Annotated in this window: 9 protein-coding genes; 1 reads left to right on the top strand and 8 read right to left on the bottom strand. The window is 63.0% G+C overall.

From position 1 onward, the window contains the following. The first annotated feature begins 82 nt into the window (after positions 1 to 82). On the top strand, positions 83 to 979 hold the full coding sequence (locus AC5O5R_RS05630; protein WP_494515045.1) for a LysR substrate-binding domain-containing protein: 897 nt from the start codon (positions 83 to 85) through the stop codon (positions 977 to 979). Between the two features lie 134 nt (positions 980 to 1,113). On the opposite strand, the gene ispD is transcribed toward AC5O5R_RS05630, so the two are convergent. The 8 genes from ispD to rnhB all read right to left on the bottom strand — a co-directional run bounded on the left by ispD (position 1,114) and on the right by rnhB (position 12,440). After that, on the bottom strand, positions 1,114 to 1,821 hold the full coding sequence (gene ispD, locus AC5O5R_RS05625) for a 2-C-methyl-D-erythritol 4-phosphate cytidylyltransferase (RefSeq protein ID WP_172285377.1): 708 nt from the start codon (positions 1,819 to 1,821) through the stop codon (positions 1,114 to 1,116). Next, positions 1,818 to 2,099 (bottom strand): cell division protein FtsB, encoded by a 282-nt coding sequence (gene ftsB / locus AC5O5R_RS05620; protein WP_172219556.1) that lies wholly within the window; start codon positions 2,097 to 2,099, stop codon positions 1,818 to 1,820. The genes ispD and ftsB overlap by 4 nt, the downstream gene beginning before the upstream one ends. A 184-nt stretch (positions 2,100 to 2,283) precedes the next feature. Then, positions 2,284 to 3,573 carry a phosphopyruvate hydratase gene (gene eno / locus AC5O5R_RS05615; RefSeq protein ID WP_172219554.1) on the bottom strand — a complete coding sequence of 430 codons (1,290 nt, stop codon included), beginning with the start codon at positions 3,571 to 3,573 and terminating at the stop codon, positions 2,284 to 2,286. 199 nt (positions 3,574 to 3,772) lie between these two features. Next, positions 3,773 to 5,401, bottom strand: a complete 1,629-nt coding sequence (gene pyrG, locus AC5O5R_RS05610; RefSeq protein WP_172285375.1) for a CTP synthase — start codon at positions 5,399 to 5,401, stop codon at positions 3,773 to 3,775. A 269-nt stretch (positions 5,402 to 5,670) separates the two neighbouring features. Then, positions 5,671 to 6,954, bottom strand: coding sequence for a tRNA lysidine(34) synthetase TilS (gene tilS / locus AC5O5R_RS05605; RefSeq protein ID WP_494515044.1), 1,284 nt, complete (start codon positions 6,952 to 6,954; stop codon positions 5,671 to 5,673). A gap of 153 nt (positions 6,955 to 7,107) precedes the next feature. After that, on the bottom strand, positions 7,108 to 8,055 hold the full coding sequence (gene accA / locus AC5O5R_RS05600) for an acetyl-CoA carboxylase carboxyl transferase subunit alpha (protein ID WP_172219540.1): 948 nt from the start codon (positions 8,053 to 8,055) through the stop codon (positions 7,108 to 7,110). A gap of 106 nt (positions 8,056 to 8,161) precedes the next feature. Further along, positions 8,162 to 11,686, bottom strand: coding sequence for a DNA polymerase III subunit alpha (dnaE, locus tag AC5O5R_RS05595; RefSeq protein WP_494515043.1), 3,525 nt, complete (start codon positions 11,684 to 11,686; stop codon positions 8,162 to 8,164). Positions 11,687 to 11,816: 130 nt separating this feature from the next. Next, entirely contained in the window at positions 11,817 to 12,440 is a 624-nt protein-coding gene (gene rnhB, locus AC5O5R_RS05590) for a ribonuclease HII (protein WP_172219536.1), read from the bottom strand.

The raw sequence follows: 12,440 nt of genomic DNA, 5'->3' as shown, positions 1-12,440 counted from the left end.
TTCAGGCTGGCAGTGTAATTCACCCTCATTTGATGAATAATCCGGGCCAAGACAAAACATTATTGCCATACAGGGATAATCCATGAGCAGCCGCTGGGAAGGCATAGACGAATTCGTCGCCGTGGCCGAGTCGGGGCAGTTCACGGCGGCAGCCGAACGCTTGGGCGTCTCCTCGTCGCACATCAGCCGGCAGATAGCCCGGCTGGAAGAGCGCCTGCAAACACGACTGCTGTACCGCAGCACCCGCCGGGTAACCCTGAGCGAGGCCGGGCAGACCTTTCTCCAGCATTGCCAGCGCCTGCAGGATGGCCGTGAGGAAGCCCTGCGCGCCATGGGTGACCTGGCCAGCGAGCCCAAAGGGCTGCTGCGCATGACCTGCGCGGTGGCCTACGGCGAGCGTTTCATCGTGCCACTGGTGACGCGGTTCATGGCGCTGTACCCGCAATTGCGGGTGGACGTTGAACTGAGCAACAACACCCTTGACCTGCTGCATGAAGGCATGGACCTGGCGATCCGTCTGGGCCGGCTGGCCGACTCGCGGCTGGTGGCCACCCGCCTGGCGCCCCGACGCATGTACCTGTGTGCCTCGCCGGCTTACCTGGAGCGCTATGGCCGACCGCACAGCCTGTCGGAGCTGGCGCGGCACAACTGCCTGGTGGGCAGCTCGGACTTGTGGGCGTTGCAGCAGGACGGCCGCGAGATCAGCCAGCGGGTTCAGGGTAACTGGCGTTGCAACAGCGGTCAGGCGGTGCTGGATGCGGCATTGCAAGGCATCGGCTTGTGCCAGTTGCCGGACTATTACGTACGGGAACATTTCAACACCGGCGCATTGGTCTCGCTGCTGGAGGCGCACCAGCCGCCGAATACTGCGGTATGGGCGTTGTATCCGCAGCAGCGGCACCTGTCGCCGAAGGTGCGGCGCCTGGTGGATTACCTGAAGGAAGGGTTGGCGGGGTTACCGGAGTATCGCGGGATCTGATTGCAAAGCGGTCCGCTTCGCGGCCCAATCGCCGGCAAGCCAGCTCCCACAGGGTCCCCACAGACCTGAGGGCATCGCGGTTACTGTGCGAGCTGGCTTGCCGGCGATTGGGCCGCGAAGCGGACCCAGCGAGCTCAGCGTCTACCCGACCAACGCTGGCGCAGCCACTCCAGGTCTTCCGGCCGGGTCACCTTGATATTGTCACTGCGCCCTTCGACCAGCCGCGGCGCCTGGCCGGACCATTCGATGGCGGAGGCCTCATCGGTCACCACTACATCCGACACCAGGCACTCGGCCAGCGCCCGGTGCAGGGCCCCCAGGCGGAACATCTGCGGTGTATACGCCTGCCAGATCGTACTGCGATCAACGGTGGCGCTCACTCGCCCATTGCTGTCGGCACGCTTCAGGGTATCGCGTGCCGGCACCGCCAGCAGGCCGCCCACCGGGTCGTCCGCCAGCTCCGACAACAGCTTGTCCAGGTCGCTGCGCGCCAGGTTCGGCCGCGCGGCATCGTGCACCAGCACCCAGTCGCTGTCCGCCGCCCCTTGGGCATGCAGCAACAGCAACGCGTTCAGCACCGAGTCGGCACGCTCGCGGCCACCCGCCGCGCGCTGAATGCGCGGATCACGGGCGCAGCGCAGGCCGGGCCAGTAGGGGTCATCTTCGGCAATGCTGACCACCACGCCCTTGAGCGCGGGATGGCCAAGAAAACAGTCGAGGCTGTGCTCAAGAAGGGTCTGCCCGGCCAGCTCCAGGTATTGCTTGGGGCGGTCGGCAGCCATGCGGGCACCTACGCCCGCAGCAGGAATCACGGCCCAGAAGGCCGGCAAGGTATCGATCATTTCTGTGGCAACTGGAAGAGGGTTTCGCCCTCTTTGACCATTCCCAATTCGTGGCGAGCCCGTTCTTCAACGGTCTCCATGCCTTTTTTCAACTCCAGCACTTCGGCATCGAGCACGCGGTTCCGCTCGAGCAGGCGCTCGTTTTCGGCATGCTGCTCGGCGATCTGCTGCTGTAGCTCGGTCACTTGCGCGAGGCTGCCATTACCCACCCACAGGCGGTACTGCAGGCCACCCAGCAGCAGGAGCAGGACGAGGAACAACCAATAAGGACTGCGCATGATGGTATCCAGGTAAAAAAGACCGCCGCACGCTTTTCAGTCATGGGGTCCAGTTCGGGGTTTCGAATAGCACGAAGCCTGGCCGAGGCCAGGCTTCGCAGACAGAAACCCGTTGGAGGATTGTAGGAAAATTCAGTACGAACGTTCCTACAGCTCCGGCGACTGTCTTTTTACCATCTCTTGCTTAGCCGCGAAACTCGGTACGACCACGGTATACCGCTTTGGCACCCAGTTGCTCTTCGATGCGCAACAGCTGGTTATACTTGGAAACGCGATCGGAACGGCACAGCGAACCGGTCTTGATCTGGCCGGCAGCGGTACCCACGGCCAGGTCGGCAATGGTCGAATCTTCGGTTTCACCGGAGCGGTGCGAGATCACGGCAGTGTAGCCGGCAGCCTTGGCCATCTGGATGGCTTCCAGGGTTTCGGTCAGCGAGCCGATCTGGTTGAACTTGATCAGGATCGAGTTACCGATGCCCTTCTCGATGCCTTCCTTGAGGATCTTGGTGTTGGTCACGAACAGGTCGTCGCCAACCAACTGAACCTTTTCGCCGATCTTGTCGGTGAGAATCTTCCAGCCTGCCCAGTCGGACTCGTCCAGGCCGTCTTCGATCGAGATGATCGGGAAACGCTCGGTCAGGCCTTTCAGGTACTCGGCAAAGCCTTCGGCGTCGAACGACTTGCCTTCGCCAGACAGGTTGTACTTGCCGTCTTCGTAGAATTCGGACGCTGCGCAGTCCAGGGCCAGGGTCACGTCGGTGCCCAGCTTGTAGCCGGCCTTCTCGACGGCTTCGGCGATGGCGGCCAGGGCGTCTTCGTTGGAAGCCAGGTTCGGCGCGAAGCCACCTTCGTCACCTACGGCGGTGTTCAGGCCACGGGCCTTGAGCACGGCTTTGAGGTGGTGGAAGATTTCGGTGCCCATGCGCAGGCCGTCGGAGAAGGTCTTGGCGCCAACCGGCTGCACCATGAACTCCTGGATGTCGACGTTGTTGTCGGCGTGCTCGCCGCCGTTGATGATGTTCATCATCGGAACCGGCATCGAGTACTGGCCCGGGGTGCCGTTCAGGTTGGCGATGTGCGCGTACAGCGGCAGGTCCTGGTCCTGGGCAGCGGCCTTGGCGGCAGCCAGGGAGACAGCCAGGATGGCGTTGGCGCCCAGCTTGGCCTTGTTCTCGGTACCGTCCAGTTCGATCATGGCGCGGTCCAGGGCCTTCTGCTCGGAAGGGTCCTTGCCCAGCAGCAGGTCACGGATCGGGCCGTTGATGTTGGCGACGGCCTTCAGCACGCCCTTGCCCATGTAACGGCTCTTGTCGCCATCACGCAGCTCAAGCGCTTCGCGCGAGCCAGTGGAAGCACCGGACGGCGCGCAGGCGCTGCCGATGATGCCGTTGTCGAGCAGTACATCGGCTTCCACGGTGGGGTTGCCACGCGAATCGAGAACTTCACGACCTTTGATGTCGACGATTTTTGCCATTGTTGTAAGCACTCCAGAATTGACGAAAACAACGCAGCTTTAGGAAATTCTTGCCTTTCACCAGGCGGGGACGCAGCAGGCAGGCCTGGCAAAAGCAACCCCTGACCGAGCGGTCAGGGGGAGATCGGGGCGTACTTTACCCGAGAACTGAGCCTTGCGCGGCCTTAACCGTCGGAAAACTCATCAAAGACCTGAAAAATCAGGCCTTGTTCTTCTGGGCCAGGGCCGCCTTGACGAAGCCGCTGAACAGCGGGTGGCCATCACGCGGGGTGGAAGTGAATTCCGGGTGGAACTGGCAGGCAACGAACCATGGGTGATCCTTGGACTCGACCACTTCCACCAGCGCGCCGTCTTCGGAACGGCCCGAGACCACCAGGCCGGCATCGACCAGTTGTGGCAGCAGGTTGTTGTTCACTTCGTAGCGGTGACGGTGGCGCTCGGTGATCACGTCCTTGCCGTAGCAGTCGTGCACCTTGGAACCGGCAGCCAGCTGGCAGTCCTGTGCGCCCAGACGCATGGTGCCGCCCAGATCCGAAGTTTCGTTGCGGGTTTCGACCGCACCGGTAGCATCTGCCCACTCGGTGATCAGGCCGACTACCGGGTGGCCGCTATTGCGGTCGAACTCGGTGGAGTTGGCGTCTTTCCAGCCCATCACGTTGCGGGCGAATTCGATCACCGCCACTTGCATGCCCAGGCAGATACCCAGGTACGGCACCCTGTTCTCACGGGCGTATTGCACCGCGGTGATCTTGCCTTCCACGCCGCGCAGGCCGAAACCGCCCGGTACCAGGATGGCGTCGGCGCCTTCGAGCAGGCTGGTGCCCTGGTTCTCGATGTCTTCGGAGTCGATGTAGCGCAGGTTGACCTTGGTGCGGTTGCTGATGCCGGCATGGCTCATCGCTTCGATCAGCGACTTGTAGGCATCCAGCAGCTCCATGTACTTGCCGACCATGGCAATGGTGACTTCCTGCTCGGGGTTGAGCTTGGCATCGACCACGGCGTCCCATTCGGACAGGTCAGCACTGTCGCACTGCAGGCCGAAGCGCTCGACGACAAAATCGTCCAGGCCTTGCGAATGCAGGATGCCCGGGATCTTGTAGATGGTGTCGGCGTCTTCCAGGGCAATCACCGCGCGTTCTTCAACGTTGGTGAACTGGGCGATCTTGCGGCGCGACGAGCTGTCGATCGGGTGATCGGAGCGGCAGACCAGCACATCAGGCTGCAGACCGATGGAGCGCAGCTCCTTGACCGAATGCTGGGTCGGCTTGGTCTTGGTCTCGCCGGCAGTGGCGATATAAGGAACCAGCGTCAGGTGCATCAGCATGGCGCGCTTGGCGCCCACTTCGAAACGCAGCTGGCGAATAGCCTCAAGGAACGGTTGCGACTCGATGTCACCCACCGTGCCACCAATCTCGACCATCGCCACGTCCGCGTCGCCGGCACCCTTGATGATGCGGCGCTTGATTTCGTCGGTGATGTGCGGGATGACCTGGATGGTCGCGCCCAGGTAGTCACCACGGCGCTCCTTGCGCAGCACGTGCTCGTACACCCGGCCGGTGGTGAAGTTGTTGTTCTGGGTCATCGTGGTGCGGATGAACCGCTCGTAGTGGCCCAGGTCGAGGTCGGTCTCGGCGCCATCGTGGGTGACGAACACTTCACCGTGCTGGAACGGGCTCATGGTGCCCGGATCGACGTTGATGTACGGATCCAGTTTGAGCATGGTGACCTTCAGGCCCCGCGCTTCCAGGATGGCCGCCAGGGAAGCGGAGGCAATGCCTTTCCCCAATGAAGAAACAACACCGCCCGTGACGAATATGTAGCGCGTCATGAAAAACCCTAGAAGTCTGCGTTAAGGCGGCCAGCGCCGCCGGAGAAAGCGAAGGAAGGCCGAAGCCCCCGATCACCTGCGTCAATCACAGTGCATCTCGAAAAACTGCCGCGTCTGTACAGACCAGGGATATCCCCGGCATGGAGCTCGCTCGTCATTTCCAGAATCAGCTCAGCAAAAAACTGCTTGGTAATCGGCAACTGCCGTGTTTCCGAGGAACGCACAGAAGTTGTATCAAGAAGGGAGGGTAGTCTACCGGAATGTACCCTTCAGCTCAAACCTTGCGCGTTCGTCGGAGGCTGCCAGTGAAGCTGGCAATCCGCCTGCCCCAGTCCGGGCAGGTTGGCCACCGCCAGCAGGCGCTCGCCGCCATACAGCAGGGGCAGCCGCGGGCGCACGAAGTGCGGGACTTGCAGCTCGTTGAGCAGGCGCTTCAGGTCGCGTCGGCCACGGCCGGGGATATCCAGTATCTCGCCGCCCTGACGGTAGCCGACGTGCAGTTCACCGTGCAGCTGGGGGCAGACAACACGCACGCTGCCGTTGCCCGGCAACACCAGTGCTTGTGCAGGATCACGCCAGCGTACCCTGCCCGTCGGTTGCTCCAGCCAGTCGCCGCTCAACCACCAGATTCGCCCGTGACTGCGCAGCAACCGACCGTCGGCAAGCCGCCAGACAGGTTGCGCATCCTCGGCTGCGTCGCGCAGGTCATCCCAGCCCGCCCAATGACGGGCATCAGGCAGGCGGGTTCTGCTGTTTAGCCAGTACTGCAGCGCATTGCGCTGACGGGCAGGCGACAATGCACCAAGCGTTGCCAGGTCCAACGAATCCAGGCCGGCCCAGGCTGGCGCTGCGCCCTCCCCGGCTTTGGCCAAGTCGCTTGATGCCACTTCATCCAGCAGGCCCAGTGTCTCGCCCAGATGTTCTGCACAGCGCGCGAGATTCTGGCCGGCCTGCGGCCAGCGCTGCTGCAACACCGGGAACACTTCGCCACGCAGGTAATTGCGTGCGAACGCCGTGTCGCTGTTCGACGGGTCTTCGATCCAGCGCAAACCGTGAGTCAGGGCATAGTCATGCAGTTGCTGGCGCGGTATCGCCAATAGCGGCCTGACCAGCGTGCCCTGCCCCAGTGGCCGCTGCCCGGGCATGGCCGAGAGGCCGCGCAGGCCGGCGCCGCGCAGCAGGCGGAAAAGCAAGGTTTCGGCCTGGTCGTCGCGGTGCTGGCCGGTAAACAGGATGTCGCCTGGGCCGAGGACCTGCTTGAAGGCGGCATAGCGGGCGTTGCGGGCGGCCTGTTCGAGGCTGGCGCCGGGGCTGACCTGGACGTGGATGACCTGCAGTACGATGCCAAGGCTGTCGCAGATGGCTTGGCAATGGGCGGGCCAGGCGTCGGCGGCGGGTTGCAGGCCGTGGTGGATGTGCAGGGCGCGCAGCGGCGGGGTTGCGTGGCTGCGGCCGTGATGGGCCAGCAGGTGCAGGAGGACGGTGGAATCGAGGCCGCCGGAGAAGGCGATGTACCAGGCGGGGGCGTTGAGCCAAGGGGTGAGGTAGATCATGAGGGCCTCACATGGCTTGAGATCGCAGGGGGTGCTTTGCACCCCTTTCGCCGGCAAGCCAGCTCCCACATTGTCCGCGTAGATGCTGACGCATGCGGGAGTCTGGCTTGCCGGCGATAGGGCCGCAAAGCGGCCCCCGGACAAATCATCGAATCAGAGGCCGTAGCTCATCAGACGGTCGTAACGACGGGCCAGCAGCGCGTCGTGGTCGAACTTGCCGAGCATGTCCAGTTGCTGCACCAGGTCGGCACGGACGCTTTCGGCCATTTTCACCGGGTCGCGGTGGGCGCCGCCCAGCGGCTCCTGGATGACCTTGTCGACGATGTCCAGGCTCTTCAGGCGCTCGGCAGTAATGCCCATGGCCTCGGCCGCATCAGCCGCCTTGTCGGAAGTCTTCCACAGGATCGAAGCGCAGCCTTCTGGCGAAATCACCGAGTAGGTGGAGTATTGCAGCATGTTCAACTGGTCGCAGACACCGATGGCCAGCGCGCCGCCAGAACCACCCTCACCGATTACGGTGGCGATGATCGGGGTTTTCAGCCGCGCCATCACGCGCAGGTTCCAGGCGATGGCCTCGCTCTGGTTGCGCTCTTCGGCGTCGATGCCCGGGTAGGCGCCCGGGGTGTCGATGAAGGTCAGGATCGGCATCTTGAAGCGCTCGGCCATTTCCATCAGGCGGCAAGCCTTGCGGTAGCCTTCCGGGCGCGGCATGCCGAAGTTGCGGCGCACCTTCTCGCGTACTTCACGGCCCTTCTGGTGGCCGATGACCATCACCGGCTTGCCGTCCAGGCGCGCGGTACCACCGACGATGGCGGCGTCGTCGGAGAAGTGGCGGTCACCGTGCAGTTCTTCGAACTCGGTGAAGATGTGCTCCAGGTAGTCCAGGGTGTAAGGACGACGTGGATGACGGGCCAGGCGGGCGATCTGCCAGCTGGTCAGGTTGCCGAAGATGCTTTCGGTCAGGGTATTGCTCTTGTCTTGCAGACGGGCAATTTCATCGCTGATGTTCAGCGAGTTGTCGTTGCCTACCAGGCGCAGGCCTTCGATCTTGGCTTGCAGGTCGGCAATCGGCTGTTCGAAATCGAGAAAATTCGGGTTCATAGTCATCCGTCTTGGGTCTACGGCCAGGCGGCCGGCCGGTTGATCCGTTTGGCGCCCTACCTTAAGGGATCAGGCGCATTCAGGTCGAGATTAAATTTTTGTCGATTCAACGATATTGCAGGAAGACGTTCTCACGCCCGAACTGGTCACGCAGCGCCTGAATCAGGCCGTCAGCCGGGTCGATCGCCCACTGCTCGCCGAACTGCAGCATGGCCTTGGCATCGCTGCCGGTGTACTCCAAGGTGATCGGGCACGCCCCGCGATGACGGGTGATCAGCTCGCCCAGCCACTTCAGCCGGTCGCCCTTGAGGGCCTCGTGCGCCACCTTCAGGCGCAGGCTCTCGGCCAGCTTGGTGCGCGCATCTTCCATGGTCATTACTTGCTTCACCCGCAGGCGCAGGCCACCGGAGAAGTCGTCATTGCTGACCTCGCCTTCCACCACCACCATGGCATCGGCCTGCAACAAGGACTGCGCCGCGATGTAGGCGTCGGCAAACAGCGACGCCTCGATCCGCCCCGAGCGGTCATCGAGGGTGACGAAGCCCATCTTGTCGCCCTTCTTGTTCTTCATCACCCGCAGCGCAATGATCATGCCGGCGATGGTCTGGGTTTCGCGTGACGGCTTGAGGTCGATGATACGCTGGCGGGCGAAGCGGCGGATCTCGGTTTCGTACTCGTCGATCGGGTGGCCGGTGAGGTACAGGCCAAGGGTGTCCTTCTCGCCCTTCAGGCGCTCTTTCAGGGTCAGCTCGCGCGCCTTGCGATGGCTGGCATACACGTCGGCGTCGACCTCGTCGAACATGCCGCCGAACAGGTCGATGTGGCCACTGTCGGCGGTGCGGGCGGTCTGCTCGGCGGCCTTGATGGCCTCGCCCAGCGCCGAAAGCAAGGTCGCACGGTTGCGGTCGATGTTGGCGTGGTAAGCCTTGATCTCGTCATGGAAATACGGGCCAAGACGGTCCAGCGCGCCACTGCGCACCAGCGCATCGAGGGTGCGCTTGTTGACGCGCTTGAGGTCGATGCGCTCGCAGAAATCGAACAGGTCCTTGAACGGGCCGCCCTCGGCACGGGCTTCGACGATGGCCTCCACCGGGCCCTCGCCGACCCCTTTGATGGCGCCCAGGCCATAGACGATGCGGCCGTCGTCGTTGACGGTGAACTTGAAGTCGGAGAAGTTCACGTCCGGCGCGTCGAGGCGCAGCTTCATGTTGCGCACCTCCTCCACCAGTACCACCACCTTGTCGGTGTTGTGCATGTCCGCCGACAGCACCGCCGCCATGAATGGCGCCGGGTAGTGGGTTTTCAGCCAGGCCGTCTGGTACGACACCAGGCCGTAGGCGGCGGAGTGGGACTTGTTGAAGCCGTAGCCGGCAAACTTCTCTACCAGGTCGAAAATGTTGCCCGCAAGATCCGCTTCGATATTGTTGGCCACGCAGCCTTCGATGAAACCGCCCCGCTGCTTGGCCATTTCCTCGGGCTTTTTCTTGCCCATCGCGCGGCGCAGCATGTCGGCACCACCGAGGGTGTAGCCCGCCATTACCTGGGCAATCTGCATCACCTGTTCCTGGTACAGGATGATGCCGTAGGTGGGTGCCAGGACCGGCTTCAGGCCCTCGTACTGGTAGTCGGAGTGCGGGTAGGCCAGTTCGGCGCGGCCGTGCTTGCGGTTGATGAAGTCGTCCACCATGCCCGATTGCAGCGGGCCCGGGCGGAACAGTGCCACCAGTGCGATGAGGTCTTCCAGGCAGTCGGGCTTGAGCTTCTTGATCAGCTCCTTCATGCCGCGCGACTCAAGCTGGAATACCGCCGTGGTTTCGGCTTTCTGCAATAGCTCGTAGGTTTTGCGGTCGTCCAGCGGGATGAAGTCGATATTGAGGTCGGGCAGGTCCTTCTTGGCCTGCTCGCGGTTGATGATCTCCATCGCCCACTTGATGATGGTCAGGGTACGCAGGCCGAGGAAGTCGAACTTCACCAGACCCGCCGCCTCGACGTCATCCTTGTCGAACTGGGTTACCAGGCCACCGCCTTCTTCATCACAGGCAATCGGCGAGAAGTCGGTGAGCTTGGTGGGGGCGATAACCACACCACCGGCGTGCTTGCCGGTACCCCGGGTGACGCCTTCCAGCTTCAGCGCCATGTCCCAGATTTCGCGGGCGTCCTCGTCACCCTTGAGGAAGTCGCGCAGGATTTCTTCCTGCTCGTAGGCCTTCTCCAGGGTCATGCCCACTTCGAACGGGATCATCTTCGAAAGGCGGTCGGCCAGGCCGTAGGACTTGCCCTGCACCCGCGCCACGTCACGCACCACCGCCTTGGCGGCCATGGTACCGAAAGTGATGATCTGGCTGACCGCGTTGCGCCCGTAGGCCTCGGCCACGTAATCGATGACCCGGTCACGGCCGTCCATGCAGAAGTCGACGTCGAAGTCGGGCATGGAAACACGTTCAGGGTTGAGGAAACGTTCGAACAGCAGGTCGTAGGCCAACGGGTCGAGGTCGGTGATCTTCAGTACGTAGGCCACCAGCGAGCCAGCACCCGACCCCCGGCCTGGGCCAACCGGCACGTCGTTGTTCTTGGCCCACTTGATGAAGTCCATGACGATCAGGAAGTAACCGGGGAAGCCCATCTGGATGATGATATCCAGCTCGAACTTCAGGCGGTCCAGGTACTCCTGGCGCTTTTCTTCGTAATTGGGGGTGGTCTCTTTCGGCCACAGCACCGCCAGGCGCTCTTCCAGGCCTTCGTGGGCCACGTGGCGCAGGTAATCGTCGATGCCCATGCCGTTGGGCGTCGGGAAGTCGGGCAGGAAGTACTTGCCCAGCTGTACCTGGATATTGCAGCGCTTGGCAATTTCCACGGTGTTGGCAATGGCGTCGGGCAGGTCGCTGAACAGCTCGGCCATTTCTGCGGCCGACTTGAGGTACTGCTGGTCACTGTAGTTACGCGGGCGCCGTGGATCGTCGAGGGTCCAGCCTTCGCCGATACAGACGCGGGTTTCGTGGGCGTCGAAGTCGGTCTGCTTGAGAAAGCGCACGTCGTTGGTGGCTACCAGCGGGGCGCCAAGGCGGTCGGCCAGCGCCACGGCGGCGTGCACATACTCTTCGTCGCGAGCGCGGTTGGTGCGCTGCACTTCGACGTAGAAGCGCTCGGGGAACATGCCCATCCAGTCTTGCAGCAACGCGGCAGCTTCATCGTCCCTGCCGGCCAGCAAGGCCATGCCGATGTCACCCTCCTTGCCTGCCGACAGGGCGATCAGGCCCTCGCTGGCAGGTGCGATCCACTCACGCTGAAGGATGACCAGGCCGTTACGCTGACCCTCGGTCCAGCCGCGCGAAATCAGCTCGGTGAGGTTGCGGTAGCCCTGTGGGTCCATCGCCAGGAAGCAAATACGCGACAGCGGTGCTTCCGGGTCGGCGCCGGCCAGCCACAGGTCGGCGCCACTGATCGGCTTGATGCCGGCGCCCATGGCGGTCTTGTAGAACTTGACCAGCGAGCACATGTTGCTCTGGTCGGTAATCGCCACCGCCGGCATGTTCATCCCGGCCAGCGCCTTGGCCAGCGGTTTGATCCGCACCAGGCCGTCAACCAGCGAGAATTCAGAGTGGACGCGCAGGTGAACGAAGGGAACCGACATGGAAGATCCTGTAGCAGTGCTTGACGACAAGGGCGGGATTGTAGCTTATGAGGGAGGATTTGGGGCCTCTGTGGGAGCCGGCTGGTCGGGGCGACGAACCGCGGCGATGGGCCGCAAAGCGGCCCCGGGGTCAGATCAGCGAATCGACCACACCGCTGCGCGCGTCCCATGCTGCCCGCACCGGGGCAAAGGAACGCCGATGAATGGGTGTAGGCCCAAGCCGCGCCAGGGCCTCAAGGTGGACCGGCGTCGGGTAGCCCTTATGCCCACCGATGCCATAACCCGGGTAGATCAGCTCGAACGCGCTCATCTCCCGATCGCGGGACACTTTGGCCAGAATCGAGGCAGCAGCGATCGCCGGTACCTGGCTATCACCCTTGACCACCGGCGCCGATGGCACAGCCAGTTTCGGGCAGCGGTTGCCGTCGATCAGGGCCAGCCTGGGCGTAATGTGCAGGCCCTCGACCGCGCGCTGCATGGCCAGCATCGTGGCTTGCAGAATGTTCAGCCGGTCGATTTCCTCGACCTCGGCACGGGCGATGCAGAAACTCAGGGCCTTTTCGCAGATCTCGTCGAACAGCGCTTCACGCCTGGCTTCGGTGAGTTTCTTCGAATCGTTCAGGCCGAGGATCGGGCGTGCAGGATCAAGGATCACCGCCGCCGTCACCACCGCGCCGCACAGCGGGCCACGGCCCACTTCGTCGACGCCGGCGACCAGGTCTTCGACCAGTTTGAAGTCCAGTCCAGTTTGCAT

Source organism: Pseudomonas sp. 8_5_2, from assembly GCF_059295255.1.
The sequence above is the reverse complement of the archived record's forward strand: the minus strand, read 5'-3'. Positions and strand labels throughout refer to the sequence as shown.

What these genes read in the sequence shown, in the direction of transcription:
- AC5O5R_RS05630 (WP_494515045.1), top strand. Translation starts at nt 83, where the DNA reads ATGAGCAGCCGCTGGGAAGGCATAGACGAATTCGTCGCCGTGGCCGAG.
- ispD (WP_172285377.1), bottom strand. Translation starts at nt 1,821, where the DNA reads ATGATCGATACCTTGCCGGCCTTCTGGGCCGTGATTCCTGCTGCGGGC.
- ftsB (WP_172219556.1), bottom strand. Translation starts at nt 2,099, where the DNA reads ATGCGCAGTCCTTATTGGTTGTTCCTCGTCCTGCTCCTGCTGCTGGGT.
- eno (WP_172219554.1), bottom strand. Translation starts at nt 3,573, where the DNA reads ATGGCAAAAATCGTCGACATCAAAGGTCGTGAAGTTCTCGATTCGCGT.
- pyrG (WP_172285375.1), bottom strand. Translation starts at nt 5,401, where the DNA reads ATGACGCGCTACATATTCGTCACGGGCGGTGTTGTTTCTTCATTGGGG.
- tilS (WP_494515044.1), bottom strand. Translation starts at nt 6,954, where the DNA reads ATGATCTACCTCACCCCTTGGCTCAACGCCCCCGCCTGGTACATCGCC.
- accA (WP_172219540.1), bottom strand. Translation starts at nt 8,055, where the DNA reads ATGAACCCGAATTTTCTCGATTTCGAACAGCCGATTGCCGACCTGCAA.
- dnaE (WP_494515043.1), bottom strand. Translation starts at nt 11,686, where the DNA reads ATGTCGGTTCCCTTCGTTCACCTGCGCGTCCACTCTGAATTCTCGCTG.
- rnhB (WP_172219536.1), bottom strand. Translation starts at nt 12,440, where the DNA reads ATGCAAACTGGACTGGACTTCAAACTGGTCGAAGACCTGGTCGCCGGC.